Consider the following 20,991-nt stretch of genomic DNA (forward strand, 5'->3'; position numbering starts at 1 on the left):
GCCAGGGTCAGCCTGGCCTCGACCCCGCCATGGAGCTCGTGGGCCACCGCCTGCAACTGCTCGCTGCTGGCGAGCACGGCCCTGGCCTCCACCAGCAGCCGCTCACCGGCCGCCGTCAGCACCGGATAGCGGCCACGGCGATCGAACAGTTCGACCCCCAGATCTATCTCCAGATTGGCGATGGCGCTGCTCACCACGGATTGCGCCTTGCCGAGACGGCGGGCCGCGGCGGAGAAAGAGCCCGTCTCGGCCGCCGCCAGCAGGGCCTTGAGCTGTTCCAAAGAGAGATTCATGGGGGACTCCTTGCCAGACGCGGCCCAGGCTCAGGGCTGTTATGTATCTATAAAACAGATGGATACCAACGTGAAACTATCGCAGTTTAGCGATAGATTTCGGCCCATATCAACACCTGAAGAGAGAGATAGAGATGCGTACCGTCCGTGATCGCCTGCGCCACGCCATCGGCTTTGAATTGATTGGCCTGCTGATCGCCGCCCCCCTCGCCAGCTGGTTGACCGGGGTGGCACTGAGCCACATGGGGCCACTGGCCCTCTTCTTCTCCGTGCTGGCCACCCTCTGGAACTATGTCTACAACCTCGGATTTGACCGCTTGCTGCAACAACGCCAGGGTCACACGAGCAAGAGCCTGTGGCAGCGGGTCTGGCACGCCATCGGCTTCGAAGGCGGCCTGCTGACCGTGGCCCTGCCCGCCATGGCCTGGTGGCTGGAGATCAGCCTGCTGGAGGCCCTGGTGCTGGATCTGGGGTTCGTGCTCTTCTATCTGGTCTATGCCTTCGTCTACAACCTGCTCTACGACAGGGTCTTCCCCATCCCGGTTCAGACGGCGCAGGGCATCTGACCCCATAGCCTCCATGCAAAAAGGTCCACCCCGAGGTGGACCTTTTGATGGCCTTGCCCAACCGTTTGGCCGGGCCAGCGGCGCGCTATCAGGCGACCGCCTGCTCGGGCTGAGCCTCCTCCACCCCTATGCCATTCTCGGACTTGGCCACCACCACGCAGACTGCGGTATCCCCCACCACGTTGGAGGAGGTGCAGAACATGTCATTGATGCGATCCACCGCCATGATGATGGCGAGCGCCTCCATGGGCAGGCCGAGCTGCATCAGCATCACCCCTATCATGACCACGCCACCGCCTGGCACCCCCCCCGCGCCAATGGAGAGGATCAGCACGGTGAAGCCGATGGAGAGCAGATCCGCGCTGTTGATGCTGACTCCGGTGGCGTTGGCCACGAACAGGGTCGCCAGGGTGATGTAGATGGAGACACCGGACATGTTCATGGTGGCTCCAAGCGGTACGCCGAAGCCCGCGATGGACTTGCTCACCCCAAACTTCTCGGTCAGGGTGCGCATGGTCACCGGAATGGTGGCGTTGGAGCTGGCGGTGGACAGGGAGAAGAGCACCTGCTCGCGCGTCTTGCGACGAAACTCGGAGGGCTTGATCCCGGTCAGCAACCAGACCAGCAGCGGATAGATCAGGAAGATCCAGCCCACCAGCATGGCCACCACCAGCAACACATAACTGGCCACCGACATCAGGGTATCGGCCGCCATGGTGGCGCCCAGCTGCACCATGAGGGCGAACACGCCGTACGGTGCCAGCTTCATCACCAGACCCACCAGCTTCATCATCACCTCGTTGGCGATGCGAAACGCGTTGACCGCCGGGCCACCGCGCTTGTCCAGAGCCTGAATGGCCAGCCCGGTCAGGATCGCCATGAAGATGATCTGCAACATGTCGCCGGAGGCGAACGCCTGGATCGGGTTGCTCGGCACTATGTTCATGATCATCTTGCCGATGTCAGGAGTGCTGGTGTTGCCTATGTCCACCGCCTCTGCGGCCAGGGGCAGATGGGCTCCCAGACCGGGTTGCAGCAGCAGGCCCACCGTCAGGGCGGCCGTGATGGCCAGCACAGTGTTGCCGATGTAGAGCAGCAGTGTCTTGGTGCCGAGGCGACCGAAACTCGCCACGTCCTTCAGCTCGCACACCCCGCAGACGATGGAGATGTAGACTAGGGGGATGACCATCAGCTTGATCAGGGAGACGAACATGCCCCCTATACCGCTGGCGCTGCCGACGACCCAGGTATCCAGCAACGGCTGGCCGGGGAAGAGATACTGGATGGCACTGCCCAGCACCAGGCCGGCAAACAGGCCGACGAAGATGCGGGACGAGAGAGACTTATCCATGGGACTGCTCCTGTGTGTGATTGTCTGTCTTGTATTGTTTTTGTAGTCAATATCACTGCCGTGATCCGACGAAAGCAGACTCTACACCCAAGAAACATTTTTGCTACAAATGGTATATATCACTGTTAAAGCCTGTGACACGGATCAAATGTTCAGCATTTACCGTCACTTCTGGCATAAAAACAGAGCTTTGACTCAAAAAAAGCCATGAACGCACCAACTTATAAATTTGTTTAAAAGATGAAATTTTAGAGACAAGGCAAGATTTAACACCAAACAGACAGGGCGCATGTGCTGAGTTTGTTCTGCATTACGGTATTAAGTGTCGCCGGTAGGGGCGGGATACCGGACGCCCAACAGGCAGGCAGCCTGGCAGTGCAATATGCTGCCATAACGCCTCCTGCTAGCAACCTGGCAAGATAAAGGTCCCGAAGCAGAAAGCCAGGCAGGGGATATGGCCGCCATGGACGTCAAGCCCCGGATAAGCGCCGCGCCAGGCATGGCAGAGTCAAACACGCGTCAAAGGAGAATGGGGACTCGGCAGGTGCCGTGCAAAAGATGGCAGAGTCAAACACGCGCCAAAGGTGAAGAGGCTCGGCAGGTGCCGTGTGCACAAGATGGCAGAGCAAAACACGCGCCCAAGGTGAAGGGGCTCGGCAGGTGCTGTGCAAAAGAGGGCAGAGGAAAACGCGCGCCCAAGGTGAAGGGGCTCGGCAAACGCCGATGAGGGGAAGTATGGCCAGAGGCAGCGACTGCCTCTGGCTCGGGGAGAGGGATCAGGCCTGGGCAGTGGCGAGGGGAGCTTCTTCTTGCTGCGCACTCGCCTCCTTGCCCGAAACGGCGGCGATCTCCTGCTGGTACTGACTCAGCAGGCGCTGGGCCGCCACCATGTCCCCCTTGTGCAAGCGCTCGAACAGATGATGCTGGACCACGCCGCTCAGGTATTCGACCGTGATGGGCTGCTCCAGGGTTTCCAGCAGCTCTTCTTTGCCCAGTTCGGCATTGATCTCGTCCGCACAGCTGCGCAGCAGGCCCGACAACTGGGTCAACATCCGGCGCTCGCCATCGCGTAGCAGGCTCAGCATGCGAGTCTTCTGCTGCTCGTTCTGTTGGGTCATACATATCCTTACGTCTAGGGGAACAGGCCCGCTCATTTTGCCCTGTCCGCTCAAGAGCGTCCATCCCCGCCCGGCACTCTTATTTGCCCCCGGGCAGCGCGCGCCCTGCTGTGCTTTTTGGGGCGCATCTCGGTATAGTGAAAGGAGCCCGCACGTCCTGTCGAACGACCCACGGAGACCCTTTCCCCATGACGGATGCCATCTTGCTGCTCTGTACCTGCCCGGATCAGGCGAGCGCCGACCTCATCAGCGAGCAGCTGCTCGAACGCCGCCTCGCGGCCTGCATCAACCAGCTGCCCGGGGTTCGCTCCCTCTACCGCTGGCAGGGGAAGATTGAGCGCGCCAGCGAGATCCAGCTCATCATCAAGTCCCGCATGCCGCTGTTTGCCGCCATCGAGCAGGCGATCCTGGCCCTGCATCCCTACGACACCCCAGAGCTGATCACGCTGCCCGTCACGGGCGGCCATGGGCCCTATCTTGACTGGCTGACACAGGAAACCTCATGATCCGCCTTCTCTCCCCGCTCCTGCTGCTCACCGCCCTGCTGACCGGCCTGGCCCCCACCCTCGCCAGAGCCAATGTGGATCCCCTTGCCTTGCTCGGCCTGGGCCAGCAGGCCCCCCGCTTTCTCAAGGTCGATCAGGCTTTCGTGCTCGATGCCGTGCAAGAGGGTGCCCAGCTGACGGTGCGCCTGCAGATTGCCGAGGGTTACTACCTCTATCGTCACCGCTTCGCCTTCAAGGGGGAGAACGCCGACTTTGCCCCCCCGGCGCTGCCCCCGGGCACGGACCATGAGGATGACTTCTTCGGCAAGACCCAGGTCTACTACCAGCAGGTGGCGATCCCGCTGCAACTCACCCGGGTCGATGAGCAGGGTCGGCTGCACATCAGCTATCAGGGCTGCACCGAGGGGCTCTGCTATCCCCCCACCGACCAGGTGATAGACCTGAGCCCCCTCGCCGCCCCAAACGAGCCGACGCGCCAGCCCGATCCCCAAGTCGGCGCCGCCACTCAGGATGCCCCCGCCAGCCAGCAGGACAGGCTGGCCGCCGCCCTCGGCAGCCAGGGCTTCTGGCTCAGCGTCGCCGCCTTCTTCGCCCTGGGGCTGGGACTCGCCTTCACCCCCTGCGTCTTCCCCATGTATCCCATCCTGACCGGCATCATCGCCGGTGCCGGCCGTCTCTCCACCCGCCGCGCCTTCCTGCTCTCCTTCGTCTATGTGCAGGGGATGGCGCTCACCTACACTCTGCTCGGACTGGTGGTGGCCTCGGCTGGCCTGCAATTCCAGGCGGCGCTGCAGCACCCCTATGTGCTGATCGGCCTCTCCGTCATGTTCGTGCTGCTCGCCCTCTCCATGTTCGGCCTCTACAGCCTGCAGCTGCCAAGCAGCCTGCAAACCCGGCTGTCCGGCCTCTCCAACCGCCAGCAGGGCGGCTCCGTGGTCGGGGTCACCATCATGGGCGCTATCTCGGGACTGGTTTGCTCCCCCTGCACCACGGCGCCCCTCTCCGGCGCCCTCATCTACGTGGCCCAGAGCGGCGATCTCTGGCTCGGCGGTGCGGCCCTCTATGCCCTGTCGCTGGGCATGGGGCTGCCCCTGCTGCTGCTCGGCACCTCAGGGGGCAAGCTGCTGCCCAGGGCGGGCGCCTGGATGGATGTGGTCAAGCAGCTGTTTGGTTTTGCCCTGCTGGCGGTGCCCATCCTGCTGCTGTCACGGCTGTGGAGCGATCAGGTCACCACCCTGGCCTGGCTCGGCTTGGGATTGGCGCTGTGTGGCTACCTCTATCATCACAATCAGGGGACCGAACATGGCCTTGGCAAGAGTCTGCGCGGCTTCGCGCTGCTGCTGACCATGATGGGCGCCGTGGTCGCGGGCAAGGAGCTGCTGCTGCCGACCCCGACCGGTGCGAACGCCGAGATCCAGGCCCCCCAATTCATCCCCATCAAGACCCTGGACGATCTCAAGGTGCAACTGGCCGCCGCCCGCGGCAAGCCGGTGCTGCTGGATCTCTACGCCGACTGGTGCGTGGCCTGCAAGGAGTTCGAGCACAAGACCTTCAGCGACCCCGAGGTGCGGGCGCGCTTCGACGAGATGGTCCTGCTCCAGGCGGACGTCACCGCCAACGACGATGCCGATGTGGATCTGCTCAACGGCCTCAACGTGCTGGGGCTGCCGACCCTGATCTTTTTCGATCGCGAGGGCAACGAGGTGAGCGGCCAGCGGGTGACCGGTTTCATGGGCCCCATCGAGTTTTTGGGTCGGCTCGACAAGTTGCGCTGAAGGCCATTGGCCCGGAGTTAACTGCTCCGGGCCATACCCGCGGCTAGCCACTGATTTTTCTGACAATCCCTTGTATATGACCGGCAGCGTGGCAAAATTCGCCCTTTCCCGTCCCGCATCGTCCGGAGTCTTGATGAAAAAGTGGTTCATCCCCCTGCTGACCCTCTGGTTGGTCGCCTGTAGCGCAGGGCCCGCCGTCGATGAGATCGAAGGCCAGATCAGGGCCAGGCTGCACGGGAGCACCGATGCCCAGCTGTTTGATATCAGTGATTTTCAGGTGCTGGACCAGGCGCAGCGAGAGGAAGGCGTCTATCTCGTCAGCGTCAGCTACCGGATCCATTTCAAGCAGGGACTGGCAGAGCTCCGGGTGCTGCAGGACGAGGATCTGGTCTATGACAGAGCCGGCCCCTTCCAGCAGGAGCTGGGGCTGATGGAACTGGAGCGCAAGTATGGCGAGTTCGAGGCCGGTCAGGTGCTGGCCCGGCAGGCCCAGGTGTGGATGGTCAAGACGGAGCAGGGCTGGCGCCTGGCCGAACCCGTCCAGGACAGCCAGCGTCCAGCCGCCTGATCCCCTGATCTAGAGCAGATCCTTCATCCTGTGCCACAGCATCCCCAGCGCCAGCAGCGGGGAGCGCAGCGCCGGGCCGCCGGGGAAGCTCATGTGGGGCACGCGGCTGAATAGATCGAAACCCCGACTCTCCCCCCTGATCACCTCGGCCACCAGCTTGCCCGCCATGTGGGTGGCATTGAGGCCGTGTCCCGAGTAAGCCTGGGCATAGAACACATTGGGGTGGGCCGGCAGACGGCCTATCTGGGGCAGCCGGTTGGCGCCAATGCCTATCATGCCCCCCCACTGAAACTCGATGGCTGTATCCGCAAGCTCGGGGAAGACCCGCAGCAGCTTGGGCAACATGAAGGCCTTGATATCCTTCGGGTCCCGGCCCGAGTAGTTGCAGGCGCCGCCAAACAGCAGGCGACCGTCGGCCGACAACCGGTAGTAGTCGAGCGCCACGTTCTGATCGCACACCGCCATGTTCTGCGGCAGCAAGCGCTGACGCAGCCGCTTCTCCAGCACTTCGGTGGCGAGGATGTAGGAGCCGGCCGGCAGCACTTTTCCCCCGAGATCGGGTTGGAGGTCGCCCAGGTAGGCATTGCAGCCAATCACCAGATAATCGGCACTGACCCGGCCATGGGCCGTGGTGACGCTCACCCTGCTGCCATGATCGATGCGGCTCACTCTGGAGTGCTCGAACAGGGAGACGCCGAGGCTGGCCGCCGCGCGCGCCTCCCCCAGGGCCAGGTTGAGGGGGTGAAGGTGGCCGGAGCCCATGTCGATCATCCCGCCGATGTAGCGATCCGACCCCACCACGCTATGGATATCCTCCCGCGCCACCAGCTTCAGCTCGTGCTGGTAACCCAGGCTCGCCAGGTGCTGTGCATCCTCCTCGAACCCTTTCAGGTGGCGCACCTTGGTGGCGAGATCGCAATAGCCCCAGGCGAGATCGCAGTCGATGTCGAAGCGCTCGACCCGCTCGCGCACCAGCTGCACCGCCTCGATCCCCATCCGGTCCAGCTCCCTCACCCCCTCCTCGCCGATGTAACGGGCGAACTGGCTGGTATCGTGGCCTATGCCGCGAATAAGCTGGCCGCCGTTGCGCCCGGACGCCCCCCAGCCGATGCGGTTGGCTTCCAGCAGCACCACCTTGTAACCGGCCTCGGCCAGGTTGATGGCGGTGTTGAGACCGGTGAAGCCCCCACCCACGATGCAGACGTCGGCATCGATCTCGCCACCGAGCTCGGGCCACTGCTGCGCGTCGTTGCGGGTGGCCGCGTAATAGGAGGCCACGTGCTCCTGATGTCCGTTGTGCTTTCCTGCCTGCATGCTCAGCGTCCTGCCTTGGTTGCAAATCGTTTAATAAAATAAGCAAATTTGCTTCGATAATACCCAGATAGCCCCCCGCAGGCCAACCCGGGTGGATCACAGAAACGCAAAAGGCGCCCCGAAGGGCGCCTTGTCATGCAATCGAACTGCGGTGAATTACAGTACGTCGATGGCGTTCAGGTCGGAGAAGGCCTTCTCCAGACGGGCGATCATGGAAGTCTGACCGGCACGTACCCAGACGCGCGGATCGTAGAACTTCTTGTTCGGCTTGTCGGCACCTTCCGGGTTGCCCAGCTGACCCTGCAGGTAAGCTTCGTTGGCCTTGTAGAAGCCCAACACACCTTCCCAGGTCGCCCACTGGGTGTCGGTGTCGATGTTCATCTTCACCACGCCGTAGGAGATGGACTCGCGGATCTCTTCCAGGGTGGAACCTGAGCCACCGTGGAATACGAAGTCCAGGGACTTGGCAGGCAGACCGAACTTCTCGGACACGTACTTCTGGGAAGCGTCCAGGATGGACGGGGTCAGCTTGACGTTACCCGGCTTGTACACACCGTGCACGTTGCCGAAGGAGGCAGCGATGGTGAAGCGCGGGCTGATCTTGGACAGACGCTCGTAAGCGTAGGCCACGTCTTCCGGCTGGGTGTACAGGGAGGATTGATCCAGGTGGCTGTTGTCCACGCCGTCTTCTTCGCCGCCGGTGCAACCCAGTTCCAGCTCCAGGGTCATGTTCAGCTTGGCCATGCGGGTCAGGTATTCACAGCAGATGTCGATGTTCTCTTCCAGAGACTCTTCGGACAAGTCCAGCATGTGGGAGGAGAACAGCGGCTTGCCGGTTTCGGCGAAGTGCTTCTCGCCCGCGTCCAGCAGACCGTCGATCCACGGCAGCAGCTTCTTGGCGGCGTGGTCGGTGTGCAGGATCACCGGAACACCGTAGGCTTCGGCCACGGCGTGCACGTGCTTGGCGCCGGAGATGGCACCCAGGATGGCGGCTTGCTGGCCTTCCAGCTTCAGGCCCTTGCCGGCGGTGAACACGGCACCGCCGTTGGAGAACTGAACGATGACCGGAGCCTTCACCTTGGCAGCCGCTTCCAGCACGGCGTTGACGGAGTCGGTACCGACGCAGTTGACGGCCGGCAGTGCGAAGCCGTTCTCTTTGGCGATGGCGAAGACTTTCTGAACGTCATCACCAGTGATCACGCCGGGTTTTACGAAGTCGAAAATTTTCTTAGACATGTTAATCGTCCTGTTCTCGTATGCCGTTAATAAAAAATGGGGGGTTCATCATGAACCGGCACAGCGGCCACATGATAAACGAAACGGGAGGCTTTTGCCCCCCGTTCCGGGTCAATTAGGCCTTGGCGCGCTGTTCCAGCATGGCGACGGCCGGCAGTACCTTGCCTTCTACGAACTCCAGGAAGGCGCCGCCGCCGGTGGAGATGTAGGAGACCTTGTCGGCGATGCCGAACTTGTCGATGGCGGCCAGGGTGTCACCACCGCCAGCGATGGAGAAGGCCGGGGAAGCGGCGATGGCTTCGGCGATCACCTTGGTGCCCTCAGCGAACTGGTCGAACTCGAACACGCCGACCGGGCCGTTCCACAGTATGGTCTTGGCGTTCATGATGATGTCGGCCAGGGCCTTGGCGGAGTCAGGGCCGATGTCGAAGATCATGTCGCCGTCGGTCACGTCGGACACGGACTTGATGGTCGCCGGAGTGGATTCGGAGAACTCGCTACCCACGACCACGTCGGTGGTCACCGGAATGTTGGTCTCGGCAGCCAGCTTCTTGGCGGTGTCGATCAGATCGTGTTCGCACAGGGACTTGCCGACGTTGTGGCCGGCAGCGGCGATGAAGGTGTTGGCGATGCCGCCACCAACCACCAGCTGGTCAGCAATCTTGGACAGAGACTCCAGCACGGTCAGCTTGGTGGAGACCTTGGAGCCGCCAACGATGGCAACCATGGGGCGCTCGGGCTTGAGCATGGCCTTGCCCAGGGCGTCCAGTTCACCGGCCAGCAGAGGACCTGCACAGGCAACCGGGGCGAACTGGGCCACACCGTAGGTGGAGCCTTCGGCGCGGTGAGCAGTACCGAATGCATCCATTACAAAGACGTCACACAGGGCGGCGTATTTCTTGGCCAGCTCTTCGGTGTTCTTCTTCTCGCCCTTGTTGAAGCGGCAGTTTTCCAGCACGACCAGCTCACCGGCGGCAACCTCTACGCCATCCAGGTAATCCTTGGCCAGGCGGACCGGGCAGGACAGTGCGTCTTTCAGATAGTTGACAACCGGAGCCAGGGAGAATTCTTCGTTGTATTCACCCTCGGTCGGACGACCCAGGTGGGAGGTGATCATCAGCTTGGCGCCCTTTTCCAGAGCCAGCTTGATGGTCGGCAGGGTCGCCACAATACGTGCGTCGGAAGTGACCTTGCCGTCTTTTACCGGCACGTTCAGGTCAGCACGGATCAGAACGCGTTTACCCGCCAGATCCAGGTCGGTCATCTTGATAACAGACATATTCAGTCCTCTATATATTTTCAGGTAATGTTAAAAAAACAGTAACCTTGCGCCCGGTGCAGGCCATCAGCCTGCGGCCATCATGGCCCGGGTGGTATCCAGCATGCGGTTGGCGAAGCCCCATTCGTTATCACACCACATCAACATCTTGACGAGGTTGGCATCGCTCACCCGGGTCTGGGTACCATCGATGATGCAGGAGTGTGCATCATGATTGAAGTCTACGGAGACCAGCGGCTCTTCCGTGTAGTCCAGGATACCCTGTAATGTACCTCTGGATGCCCGTTGCAGGGCTTGATTTACGTCACTAACCGTCACTTTTTTACGAACAGTAATGCTCAGATCCATGGCGGTGACGTTGATGGTCGGCACCCGCACCGCGATCGCCTCGAACTTGCCGGCGAAGTGGGGCAGGATCCGCTCCAGCCCCTTTGCCAGCTTGGTATCCACCGGGATGATGGACTGGCTGGCGGCCCGGGTTCGCCGCAAGTCGCTGTGGTAGGCATCGATGACTTGCTGGTCGTGCATGGCCGAATGAATTGTCGTAATAGTACCACAATTTATCTCGAATTCTCGATGCAATGTTTCGATGACGGGGACCACGCAGTTGGTGGTGCAGGAGGCATTGGAGACGATCCGCTCCCGTCCCGTCAGGGTCTGGTGGTTCACCCCGTAGACGATGGTGGCATCCACATCCGCATCCGCCGGATGGGAGAAGAGCACCTTGCCCGCCCCCGCATTCAGATGGCGCTCTGCATCGGCCCGGGAGCCGAATACCCCGGTGCAGTCCAGCACCACGTCCACCCCCAGCGCCCGCCAGGGCAGATTGGCCGGATCCCGCTCGGCGAACAGGGCGATCAGGTCTTGCCCCACCTGCATGCTGCTGCCCGCCAGCTGTACCGGATGGGCGAAGCGGCCATGGCTGGTGTCGAAGCGGGTGAGGTGCACCATGGCCTCGGGGGCCGCCAGCTCGTTGATGGCGACTATCTTGATGTGCTTGTCACGGCCGCTCTCGTAGAGGGCCCGCAGCACGTTGCGACCGATGCGGCCATAGCCGTTGATGGCAATCTTGATCATGGAAATTGAGTGTCCTTACCTGCGACGAAGAGAAGATGGGGAGGCATCATGAGAGCTGCGCCTCCCGGAAGGTGCCACGGGCCAGCAACGCAGCGCCGAATACCCCGGCGCTGTCCCCCAGGGCCGGCGCTATCATGGGGGTGGCGAAACGGGGATTGAACAGGAAGGGCAATAGGGTCTCCCGCCCGGCGCGGTAGAGGCTCTGCACGTTGCCCACGCCGCCGCCGATGACGATGACGTCCGGATCCAGGATGTTGACCACGTTGGCGAGGGCCTGGCCAAACAGCAGGTGCAGCCGATCGATGGTAAGCCTGGCCACATGATCGTGGGCGCTGGCCGCCGTTATCTGGGCCAGAGACAGATGGCGCCTGGCCTTGGCTTCATACCAGGCCTCCAGCGCCGGACCGCTGATGAGGGTTTCGACGCAGCCCCATTTGCCGCAGTAGCACTCGGGACCGTCGGGGGAGAGCACGTTGTGGCCCCACTCGCCGGCGATGCCGTGATGGCCGTTGAGGATCTGGCCATTGATGACGATACCAGCCCCGACCCCGGTGCCCATGATGATGCCGAACACCACTTTCGCCTCGGGATGGTGCTGACGCACAGCCCCCAGATGAGTCTCCGCCAGGGCGAAGCAGTTGGCGTCATTGGCGATGAGCACGGGTACGCCCAGCCTGAGCGCCAGATCCTCCTTGAGGGGCTTGCCGTTGAGCTCTGTGGTGTTGCAGTTCTTCATCAGCCCGGTCTGGGGATCCCGCGCCCCCGGCGTGCCCATGCCGATGAGCGCAGGGCGCTGGCCGAGCCGCTCGGCGCACTCGTTCACCAGCTTGGCAAGCTGATCGAGAATGTGTTCGTAACCGCCACGGCGTTCGGTGGGAATGCGATGGCGCAGCAGCACCTCGTCGCCGTCGAGCACCACACATTCGCACTTGGTCCCGCCAAGGTCGATGCCCCAGTCCCATGCACCCTTGCCCATACTGCCTCCTGCCATGTTCAACGCCACCCTCACCCGGTCGTCGGGAGGCGCACGCGCCCATCCTGTCCGCGACCCTGTTCAATGGTGGTGCAGTGTAACCCGAGCGGTGACCAGGATGCAGCCCCCGCGAGGCCGGGCAACAAAACGGGGCCCGCGGGCCCCGTTCTCATTGTGCTGTCTGCCGCGCTCAGCGGCCGTGGTACCGCGCCGACAGCTCGTGCACCGCGTTGACGAACACGCCGGCGTGCTCGGGATCCACATCCTGATGGATGCCGTGGCCCAGGTTGAAGACGTGGCCGTTGCCGCTACCAAAGCCCGCCAAAATGGTGGCGACCTCTTCGCGAATGCGCTCAGGCGCGGCGTAGAGCATGGAGGGATCCATGTTGCCCTGCAGCGCCACCTTGTCGCCGACCCGGCGCTTGGCGTCCGCGATGTCGATGGTCCAGTCCAGCCCCAGGGCATCGCAACCGGTGGCGGCGATCTGCTCCAGCCACTGGCCGCCATTCTTGGTGAACAGGGTGACCGGCACGCGGCGCCCCTCATTTTCACGGATCAGGCCATCGACGATCTTGTGCATGTACTGCAGGGAGAAGTCGCGGTAATCCCGCGGGGTGAGCACGCCGCCCCAGGTGTCGAACACCATGACGGACTGGGCACCGGCCTTGATCTGAGCGTTGAGGTAGGCAATCACGCTGTCTGCCAGCTTGTCCAGCAGCAGGTGCAGGGTCTGCGGCTCTGCGTACATCATCTGCTTGATCTTGGTGAAGGCCTTGGAGCTGCCCCCCTCCACCATATAGGTGGCCAGGGTCCAGGGGCTGCCGGAGAAGCCGATCAGCGGCACCTCGCCCTTGAGCTCGCGGCGGATGGTGCGCACCGCATTCATCACGTAACCGAGCTCGTCTTCCGGATCCGGGATGGGCAACGCCTGCACGTCGGCCATGGACTGGATGGGGCGCTCGAAGCGCGGGCCTTCCCCGTGCTCGAAGTAGAGGCCCAGCCCCATGGCATCGGGCACGGTCAGGATGTCGGAGAAGAGGATGGCGGCATCGAGCGGGTAGCGGCGCAGGGGCTGCAGGGTGACCTCACAGGCCAGCTCGGCGTTGCGGCACAGGGACATGAAATCCCCCGCGACGGCGCGGGTCGCCTTGTATTCCGGCAGATAGCGGCCAGCCTGGCGCATCATCCATACCGGGGTCATGTCCACGTCCTGGCGCAGCAGGGCGCGCAGGTATCGATCGTTTTTCAGCTCTTTCATCCCAGTTCCTGAGTCGTGTCACGCATAAAATGGCGGATATGATACCACTTTGTCTGCGCCAGGGGACGGCGAGAGCGCCTCGCCCGCCCCCTCAACCCCAAAGATGTGAGGGGGCGCAAACAAGGGGCTCTCATTTCTCCCGGGCCGGCTGCTCAGATGACGTCTGCCAGGCAGAGCTCGATCAGCCGGCGCGCTATGGTGCCGTGGGGGGGGAGCCTGGGCAGCCTGTCCGCCTCGAAGAAGTCGGCGGCCACCAGCTCCTCTTCCTGCAGCCGGATCTCGCCACTCTCATACTCGGCGACGAACCCCATCATCAGGCTGTGGGGGAAGGGCCAGGGCTGGCTCGACACGTAGCGCACGTTGCGCACCCGGATGCCGCTCTCCTCGAACACCTCCCGCGCCACGCACTGCTCCAGGTTCTCCCCCGCCTCCACGAAGCCCGCCAACACGGTGAACATGGGATCGTCCACCTGATGGTGGCGGCGATGGGCCGCCAGCAGCAGCGACGATCCCTTGCGCACCGCCACTATGATGCAGGGGGAGATACGCGGATAGACCAGGTGGCCATGGCGGCAGCCCTGGGCCCACTCCCCTGCCTTGGGGGCCATGGGGGCGCCGCACTCGCCGCAGAATCTGTGGGTGCGGCGAAAAGTGGCCAGCTGCCAGGCGCGACCGGCGAGGCGAAAGCCCTCCTCCTCCCCCGCCACCATGAGTTGACGAAGCGGGGCCATGGCCTGGGTATCGGCTTCTGCCCCCAGATCCAGCAGCTGGCAGGGCAGGCCGTCCCACTCGTCGAAGCGCTCGAAATGGGCATGATGAAGGTGGGCGGGCAGGCAGGCCTTGGGGCCCTGGGGGATCTGCCCCCGTTCATCCAGCAGGACGAGGTGATCGCCCCCCAGCACGAACCAGAAGGCCTGTTCGGTTGATGACATAAGCGGAAGACTCTTGTTGATGAAGGGTGCGCCGGGCACGGGATCGTTCGGCTCATCTTACGGCCGGGGACGACTGATGGCGACCCCCGACAGGGTGTCAGCCATCGAGGAACATTGCCCCAAACGAGAGAGGGCCGCCATGGCGACCCTCTCTTTCGACCGCCCGGGCGATCAATTCATCCAGCGTTCGCTCTGCTTGCGACGGCGCGGCAGCATGGGGAGCAGAATGCCGAGCAGGATGCCGCCACCCACCATGGCACCACCGCGGATGAACCAGTCCATCTGCATGTCGTGCTCGCGGTTGTCGATGCTGCTGGTCAGGGCAGCATTCTCGGCCTTGACGCTGGCGAGCTCCTCCCCCTGGCTGTCGAGCTGCTCCTTGAGGGTCGCGAGCTGCGCCTCCTGCTCGGCTATCTTGCCATCCTTCTCGGCGAAGCGTTGCTCGTTGTCGCCATTGAGGTTTTGCAGGCGATCCTTGAGGGTTTGCAGCTCCTGCTCCAGCTGGGGCACCCGCACCTTGAGGCTGGGCTCGCGCTGCAGCTCGTCGTTCTTGACCCAGCCCTCCCGACCGCGTTCATCCACCACCTGGGTGAAGCCGGCCTGGCCCCCCTTCACATCGAGGGCTTCGCCCGCCTTGACGCTGCCCAGGATCCGGTACTGGGTGCCCGGTCCCCCGTGCATGAAGATATAGATGTTGTCGGAAACATAACGGGTTTCGGCCAGGGCTGACTGGGCACACAGGCAGATCAGTATCCCGAGAAGGGCGCGCATGGTCTGTCGATTCTCTCATTCATTGGGTTAGGGAGTGGCAGGAATGGTAAGCCCCGTGACGGCCAAAGGACAAGCAAAGAAACGGCCTCCCCCTCAAGGCTGGGGGAAGGTCGCCGGACCAAGCCCCCCGTGCCCGCCCTGCCCTGGCGCGGCTTGCCATCCCTGACCACCGCCAGTCAGGGGTCTCGCTTCAGCTGACGGATTTCGTCACGCAATTGCTGCAACTGCGCCAGCATCTGGACTTGCTGCTCCCTCAGCTGCTGGTAGCGCAGCGCCTCCTCCTTCTGGCCGGTCCCCGGTTGCAGAAACAAACTGGCCATGAAACCGCTGACGGCGGCGTAGAGGCCGACGCCGAACAGGATCAGCAGGCTGGCCAGAAAACGCCCCTGCTCCGTCTTGGGCACCAGATCCCCGTAACCCACGGTAGACAGGGTCACGAGGGTCCACCAGAAGGCGTCATAGGGCGTCTCTATCTGGCTGCCCGGCTGACCGGACTCGACCCAGAACATGGCGCCGGACCCGACCCCCAGCAGCAGGAAGAACAGAAACAGGATCCCGGAGAGCCGGGTCTCGTTGCGCTCGCGGCGAAACATGGCCAGCAGATCCGGCCTGTTTCGCAGCAGCTGATAGACCCGCCACAGCTGGATGAGCCGCGCCCAGCGCAGCTGTTCCACCATGGGCAGGCTGCCCGGCAGATAGAACCAGTTCCCCTTGAGGAAGGCCCAGCGATCCGCCGCCCGCCACCAGCCATAGGCGAAATGGGCCAGGAAGAAGTAACAGATCAGGCTGTCGATGTCATAGAACAGCTGAAGCGTCTGGGGACTCGCCAGCTCGAGCCAGCGGGCACTGACCAGTGCCACCGAGACCAGGGAGAGGATCGCCATCAGCAGATCCAGGGTGCGCAGGTGCGTAAAGTGATGTCGCATGCAAATTCCAACTTTAAGCGGGAAACCAACTCATAAAACGGAAGATAATGCCGATAGCCCTGATGCGAAAGGCAAAATTCCCCCATAGGAAAGGAGAGACGCTATGCAGTTCAACCCGCTGGAGCAGCGGCTGAGTGATATCCGCCTGGTTCCCAAGGTGATCCTGCTGATGGTATTCAGCACACTGTTGCTGCTGGCCAAGCTCTGGTTTGACGCCAGCAACCTGGAGAGCACCCTGCTCGGCGAGGGCATAGACGCCGTCAAGGCCAACGAGATCGCCTCCCGCCTCATCTGGACCGGCCTGGTCGAGACGGCCCTGATGGGGATGGTGTTCGTGGTGCTGCTGATGGGGGGATCCCGCCTCATGGTCAAGCAGGTGCGCTACCTGGTCAGCCTGCTGGATCGTTTCTCCCAGAAGGATCTCAGCCACAGGGTCGAGCTGGCCTCAAAGGATGAGTTCGGCGACATCGCCAAGGCGGTCGCCCACTCCCAGGAGGAGCTCAAGCAGGTGTTCGGCGAGCAGCGGGTCGCCTGCAAGGAGCTCAACGACATCGCCTCCCAGGTGACCCTGTGCATGGAGGAGGCCAACGAAGCCATCCGTGAGGAGTTCAACCAGATAGAGCAGCTCGCCAGCGCCATGACCCAGATGGTGGGGGCCATCAGCGAGGTGGCCCATCACGCCGAGCAGGCCTCCCACTCCACCAGCGAGACGAGCCAGCTGGCCCAGGAGGGTAGCCGCTGCGTCGCCGATACCGTCAGCACCATCCACACCCTCTCCGGCAACATCCAGCAATCCTCCGGCGTGGTCCATGACGTGGAGCAGGGGGTCGAGCGGATAGGCTCTGTGGTGGATACCATTCGCAGCATCTCGGAGCAGACCAACCTGCTGGCCCTCAACGCCGCCATCGAGGCCGCCCGTGCCGGTGAGGCGGGACGCGGCTTCGCCGTGGTCGCCGACGAGGTGCGCGGTCTGGCCAATCGGGCCCAGTCCGCCACCGTGGAGATCCAGCGGATGATAGAGCAGTTGCAGGGCAGTGCCCGCGCCGCCGCCGGCCTGATGGAGCAGAGCGTGACCCAGGCCGATCTCGGGGTGCAGCAGGTGACCCAGGCCGGTGAGCAGCTGGACACCATAGTGGCCAGGGTGCAGGCGGTGGCGGACATGAATCGCCAGATAGCCACCGCCTCCGAGGAGCAGAGCGCGGTCGCCCAGGAGATGAGCGGCAACCTGGAACAGGTCAAGCAGATCGTCGAAGGCTCCGTGGTGGTGCTGCGCGAGCTGCAGGATGCCTCCGTGCTGGTGGAGGGCCACAGCCAGACCCTCAGCCGCCATATTCAGGCCTTCAAGCTGGACTAGATCCTGCACGCCCGGGACGAAAAGGCGCTCATCGAGGCTTGACGAACCCGGGCCTTGTCGCCACCTTAGCAAGAGAGGAGCCGCCGGGCTCCTCTCTCGTTTCCATCACCCAGGGCAAGGAGCCAGGATGCAGTACCAGAACGAACAGGCGAGCAAGTTGGAGATCAGTGACGACAAGGGACGGCTCGACGTGCCGCTGATCCACCGTTTCCTATCCGAAGAGGCCTACTGGAGCCTCGGCATACCCCTCGCCACCGTGCAGCGGGCCATCAACCATTCGCTGTGCTTCGGCGGCTATATCGACGGCCAGCAGGTGGCCTTCGCCCGGGTCATCACAGACAGAGCCACCTTCGGCTATCTCTCCGATGTGTTCGTGCTGCCCGCCCATCGCGGCCGGGGCCACAGCAAGGCGCTGATGGCCGCCATCCTGGCCCATCCCGCCTTGCAGGGACTGCGCCGCCTCTCCCTCGCCACCTCGGATGCCCAGGGGCTCTATGCCGGTTTTGGCTTCCAGGCCCCGGCGTACCCGGACAGCCTGATGGAGCGCTATCAGCCGGATATCTACCAGCTGACCCGCTGAACTCGATGCCCCGTCAGCCTGCATCGACCAGATGGCGATGACAGAGCAAGTGCCCGGGCGCCCCGCCAGCCAGGCACGCCCGGGCCGGATCCGGCTCACGCTTCTGAGCGAGCCCCGATCCCCCGGCTAGGAGGCCGGGGGGCGCGATGTTAGATTGACCCTCATGCCATCAACGTAAGGAAGAGAACCTTGCCGCTCCCCGCCCCCCTCATGACCCTGGCCGATCGCCACTGGCAGCGCCTGCTGCACCAGGCCCCCCACTACGGGGAACTCGCCGAGGCCCACAGAGACGAACTGCTGACCCTGTTTGCCCTCTCCGACTTCGCCGCCGAGGCCCTGATCCAGGAGCCGAGCCTGCTGGCCGAGCTGCTCGGCTCCCAGGCGCTGCGCTCGGATAACCGCTGGCAGGACTATGGGCCCGACCTCGCCGCCCAGCTGGCCGAGCTGACGGACGAGGAGGCGCTCAAGCGCACCCTGCGCCGTTTTCGTCGCAGCCGCATGCTGGTGATCGCCTGGCGCGAGCTGCTCAGGGGCGCCGAGGTCGAGGAGAGCTTTGTCCATCTCACCAAGCTCGCCGACGCGCTGATCTGCGGCGCCCGGGACTGGCTCTACGCCAAACAGTGCGGCGAGCTCGGCACCCCCATGGATGGCGATGGCAACCCCCAGCCCCTGCTCATCCTCGGCATGGGCAAGCTCGGCGGCGGCGAGCTGAACTTTTCCTCGGACATCGACCTCATCTTCACCTTCCCCGACAACGGCTACACCGTCGGCGGGCGGCGCGAACTCGCCAACCAGCCATTCTTCATCAAGCTGGGCCAGCGCCTCATCAACGCCCTGCACCAGCCCACCCAGGATGGCCAGGTGTTTCGGGTCGACATGCGGCTGCGCCCCTTCGGCGAGGCGGGACCGCTCGCCATCTCCTTCGCCGCCATGGAGGACTACTACCAGCACCATGGCCGCAACTGGGAGCGCTACGCCATGGTCAAGGCGCGGGTGCTGGGGCCCCAGTGCGAACACGCCCAGGCCCTCACCGAGTTGCTGCGCCCCTTCGTGTTTCGCCGCTACATCGACTTTGGCGTCATCGATGGCCTGCGCCAGATGAAGGCGATGATAGCCGCCGAGGTACGCCGCAAGGGGCTGGAGGGCAACATCAAGCTGGGGGCCGGGGGCATTCGCGAGGTGGAGTTCATCGCCCAGGCGCTGCAGCTCATCCGTGGCGGTCGCGAGCCCGCCCTGCGGGTGCGCCACCTGCCCGAGGCGCTGGCGGCCATCGCCCAGAGCGGCGCCCTCGATGGGGAGCGCTGCGCGCGCCTGCTCCAGGCGTATCGCGTCCTGCGCCGGGTCGAGAACATCCTTCAGGAGATAGGGGACCAGCAGACCCAGACCCTGCCCACCGAGCCGCGGGATCGCCAGCGCCTCATCGCCGCCACCGGCTTCGCCGACTGGGACGCCTTCATGGCCCACCTCGACCAGGAGATGGCCATCGTCCATCAGGAGTTCGTCGCCGTGGTGGGGGAGGAAAAAGAGGCCCCCGCCCATCTGGAGCAGCTCTGGCTCGATCTCTGGCGCACCGAGCTCGATGCCGCCGAGCTGGAGAAACTGCTCGCGGCCCAGGGCATGAGCGACCCCGCCCCCCTCTGCGCCGCCCTGCTGCGCTTCAAGGAGGAGTACAAGCGCCGCCAGGTCGGGCCCCAGGGGCGCATCGCCCTGGACTGGCTGATGCCTGAGCTGCTGCGGCTGGTGGTGGCGAGCCGCGAGCCCGCCCGCCTGTTCGAGCGGGTCTGCACCCTGCTGACTCGCATCTTCACCCGCAGCGCCTATCTGCAACTGCTGGCGGAAAACCCCGCCGCCCTGCGCCAGCTGGTGCGCCTGTGTGACGCCAGCCATCTGGTGAGCGAGCAACTGGCCCGCTACCCCATACTGCTGGACGAGCTGCTCGATCCCCAGCACCTCTACCACCCCACCCCGCTGGACCAGTACAAGCCCCAGTTGCGCCAGTTCCTGCTGCGCATCCCCGAAGAGGACGTGGAGCAGCAGATGGAGGCGCTGCGCCAGTTCAAGCAGGTACAGCTGCTGCGCATCGTCGCCGCCGACATTGCCGGCGCCCTGCCGCTGATGAAGGTGAGCGACCACCTCACCTGGCTGGCGGAGGCCATCACCGAAGAGGTGGTCAATCAGGCCTGGGCCCAGATGAGCGAGCGCTACGGGGTGCCCCCCGAGGTGGCGGCGAGCGGCCGACGCGGCTTCGCCGTGGTGGCCTACGGCAAGCTCGGGGGCATCGAGCTCGGTTACGGCTCGGATCTCGATCTGGTGTTCCTGCACGGCGGTGATCCCAACGGCTACACCGACGGGCGCAAGCCCATCGACAGCCGCCAGTTCTACCTGCGCCTGGCCCAGCGGATCCTGCACCTGTTCAGCACCCGCACCCCGTCCGGGATCCTCTACGAGATCGACATGCGGCTGCGCCCCTCCGGCGACGCCGGCCTGCTGGTCTCATCGCTGACCGCCTATGAGCAGTACCAGCAGCACGAGGCCTGGACCTGGGAGCATCAGGCCCTGGTGCGGGCCCGCCCCATCTATGGGGACGAGGGGGTCATCGCCGACTTTGCCCGTATCCGCCGCGCCGTGCTGGCCAAGGAGCGCGACCTGCCGAACCTGGCCAAGGAGGTGCGGGAGATGCGGGCCAAGATGCGGGATCACCTGCTGAAAGCTGGCGAGGGGGAGTTCGACCTCAAGCAGTCCCCCGGCGGCATGGTGGATATCGAGTTCATCGCCCAGTACCTGGTGCTGGCCCACGCCTGCGGCGAGCCACAGGCCCTGACCCGCTGGTCGGACAATGTGCGCATCTTCGACGAGTGCGTGATGGCAGGGGTACTCACGCTGGCGCAGGCGGAGGGACTGAAACAGGCCTACCTGGAGATCCGCAACCTGGGCCATCGCCTCAACCTGTCGGAGATCTCCCGCAAGGTGGGGGACGATCAGTTGCTGACCGAGCGGGGTCATGTGCTGGCGGTCTGGCAACAGCTGCTGGAGAAGTGAAGCTGGCTATAACCAGGAAGTGGGGGGGGGGGGGGGGGGGGGGCGGGGGGCCTGAAGATCTTTGATATGAAGAGA

Annotated in this window: 19 protein-coding genes; 7 read left to right on the plus strand and 12 right to left on the minus strand. The window is 63.8% G+C overall.

From position 1 onward, the window contains the following. On the minus strand, window positions 1-293 hold a 293-nt coding region (locus ACW5W4_RS17780), incomplete at its 3' end, for a LysR family transcriptional regulator (RefSeq protein WP_456690279.1). Between the two features lie 134 nt (window positions 294-427). On the opposite strand from ACW5W4_RS17780, the gene ACW5W4_RS17785 reads away from it, so the two are divergent. After that, window positions 428-859 (plus strand): PACE efflux transporter, encoded by a 432-nt coding sequence (locus tag ACW5W4_RS17785; protein ID WP_456690280.1) that lies wholly within the window; start codon window positions 428-430, stop codon window positions 857-859. An 88-nt stretch (window positions 860-947) separates the two neighbouring features. Here the strand turns inward: ACW5W4_RS17785 and ACW5W4_RS17790 are convergent, their stop codons facing one another. Next, window positions 948-2,210 carry a dicarboxylate/amino acid:cation symporter gene (locus tag ACW5W4_RS17790; RefSeq protein ID WP_456690281.1) on the minus strand — a complete coding sequence of 421 codons (1,263 nt, stop codon included), beginning with the start codon at window positions 2,208-2,210 and terminating at the stop codon, window positions 948-950. 776 nt (window positions 2,211-2,986) lie between these two features. Then, window positions 2,987-3,328, minus strand: a complete 342-nt coding sequence (locus ACW5W4_RS17795; protein WP_427262198.1) for a hypothetical protein — start codon at window positions 3,326-3,328, stop codon at window positions 2,987-2,989. A gap of 188 nt (window positions 3,329-3,516) precedes the next feature. Between ACW5W4_RS17795 and cutA the strand changes: the two genes are divergently transcribed. The 3 genes from cutA to ACW5W4_RS17810 all read left to right on the plus strand — a co-directional run bounded on the left by cutA (window position 3,517) and on the right by ACW5W4_RS17810 (window position 6,177). Continuing rightward, window positions 3,517-3,834, plus strand: coding sequence for a divalent-cation tolerance protein CutA (cutA, locus tag ACW5W4_RS17800; protein WP_427262199.1), 318 nt, complete (start codon window positions 3,517-3,519; stop codon window positions 3,832-3,834). Then, window positions 3,831-5,609, plus strand: a complete 1,779-nt coding sequence (locus ACW5W4_RS17805) for a protein-disulfide reductase DsbD (protein WP_456690282.1) — start codon at window positions 3,831-3,833, stop codon at window positions 5,607-5,609. Before cutA ends, ACW5W4_RS17805 begins: the two co-directional genes overlap by 4 nt. Window positions 5,610-5,742: 133 nt before the next feature. Beyond that, window positions 5,743-6,177 carry a hypothetical protein gene (locus tag ACW5W4_RS17810; protein ID WP_427262201.1) on the plus strand — a complete coding sequence of 145 codons (435 nt, stop codon included), beginning with the start codon at window positions 5,743-5,745 and terminating at the stop codon, window positions 6,175-6,177. 9 nt (window positions 6,178-6,186) lie between these two features. Here ACW5W4_RS17810 and ACW5W4_RS17815 read toward each other — a convergent pair whose 3' ends face one another. The 9 genes from ACW5W4_RS17815 to ACW5W4_RS17855 form a co-directional block, all read right to left on the minus strand. Further along, window positions 6,187-7,491 carry an NAD(P)/FAD-dependent oxidoreductase gene (locus ACW5W4_RS17815; RefSeq protein WP_456690283.1) on the minus strand — a complete coding sequence of 435 codons (1,305 nt, stop codon included), beginning with the start codon at window positions 7,489-7,491 and terminating at the stop codon, window positions 6,187-6,189. A gap of 156 nt (window positions 7,492-7,647) precedes the next feature. After that, complete coding sequence (gene fbaA / locus ACW5W4_RS17820; protein ID WP_456690284.1) at window positions 7,648-8,727, minus strand: class II fructose-bisphosphate aldolase; 1,080 nt, start codon at window positions 8,725-8,727, stop codon at window positions 7,648-7,650. Between the two features lie 115 nt (window positions 8,728-8,842). Further along, window positions 8,843-10,006, minus strand: coding sequence for a phosphoglycerate kinase (locus ACW5W4_RS17825; RefSeq protein WP_427262204.1), 1,164 nt, complete (start codon window positions 10,004-10,006; stop codon window positions 8,843-8,845). Between the two features lie 66 nt (window positions 10,007-10,072). Beyond that, window positions 10,073-11,083: an erythrose-4-phosphate dehydrogenase gene (gene epd / locus ACW5W4_RS17830; RefSeq protein WP_456690285.1), complete on the minus strand. Its 1,011-nt coding sequence runs from the start codon at window positions 11,081-11,083 to the stop codon at window positions 10,073-10,075. 46 nt (window positions 11,084-11,129) lie between these two features. Continuing rightward, window positions 11,130-12,059 carry an ROK family protein gene (locus ACW5W4_RS17835; protein WP_456690286.1) on the minus strand — a complete coding sequence of 310 codons (930 nt, stop codon included), beginning with the start codon at window positions 12,057-12,059 and terminating at the stop codon, window positions 11,130-11,132. A gap of 187 nt (window positions 12,060-12,246) precedes the next feature. Beyond that, window positions 12,247-13,314, minus strand: a complete 1,068-nt coding sequence (gene hemE / locus ACW5W4_RS17840; protein WP_456690287.1) for a uroporphyrinogen decarboxylase — start codon at window positions 13,312-13,314, stop codon at window positions 12,247-12,249. A 152-nt stretch (window positions 13,315-13,466) separates the two neighbouring features. Continuing rightward, window positions 13,467-14,246, minus strand: coding sequence for an NAD(+) diphosphatase (gene nudC, locus ACW5W4_RS17845; protein ID WP_456690288.1), 780 nt, complete (start codon window positions 14,244-14,246; stop codon window positions 13,467-13,469). 171 nt (window positions 14,247-14,417) lie between these two features. Continuing rightward, complete coding sequence (locus ACW5W4_RS17850; protein WP_408796672.1) at window positions 14,418-15,017, minus strand: TIGR04211 family SH3 domain-containing protein; 600 nt, start codon at window positions 15,015-15,017, stop codon at window positions 14,418-14,420. 176 nt (window positions 15,018-15,193) lie between these two features. Continuing rightward, a complete protein-coding gene (locus ACW5W4_RS17855) occupies window positions 15,194-15,943 on the minus strand; it encodes a potassium channel family protein (RefSeq protein WP_456690289.1) in 750 nt (249 codons plus the stop codon). Window positions 15,944-16,046: 103 nt separating this feature from the next. Between ACW5W4_RS17855 and ACW5W4_RS17860 the strand changes: the two genes are divergently transcribed. From ACW5W4_RS17860 to glnE, 3 genes are all read left to right on the plus strand, one after another. Beyond that, window positions 16,047-17,297, plus strand: coding sequence for a methyl-accepting chemotaxis protein (locus tag ACW5W4_RS17860; protein WP_456690290.1), 1,251 nt, complete (start codon window positions 16,047-16,049; stop codon window positions 17,295-17,297). A 127-nt stretch (window positions 17,298-17,424) separates the two neighbouring features. Next, window positions 17,425-17,877: a GNAT family N-acetyltransferase gene (locus ACW5W4_RS17865; protein WP_456690291.1), complete on the plus strand. Its 453-nt coding sequence runs from the start codon at window positions 17,425-17,427 to the stop codon at window positions 17,875-17,877. Window positions 17,878-18,087: 210 nt separating this feature from the next. After that, window positions 18,088-20,916: a bifunctional [glutamate--ammonia ligase]-adenylyl-L-tyrosine phosphorylase/[glutamate--ammonia-ligase] adenylyltransferase gene (glnE, locus tag ACW5W4_RS17870; RefSeq protein WP_456690292.1), complete on the plus strand. Its 2,829-nt coding sequence runs from the start codon at window positions 18,088-18,090 to the stop codon at window positions 20,914-20,916. Window positions 20,917-20,991: the final 75 nt, after the last annotated feature.

The organism is Aeromonas crassostreae (assembly GCF_054052445.1).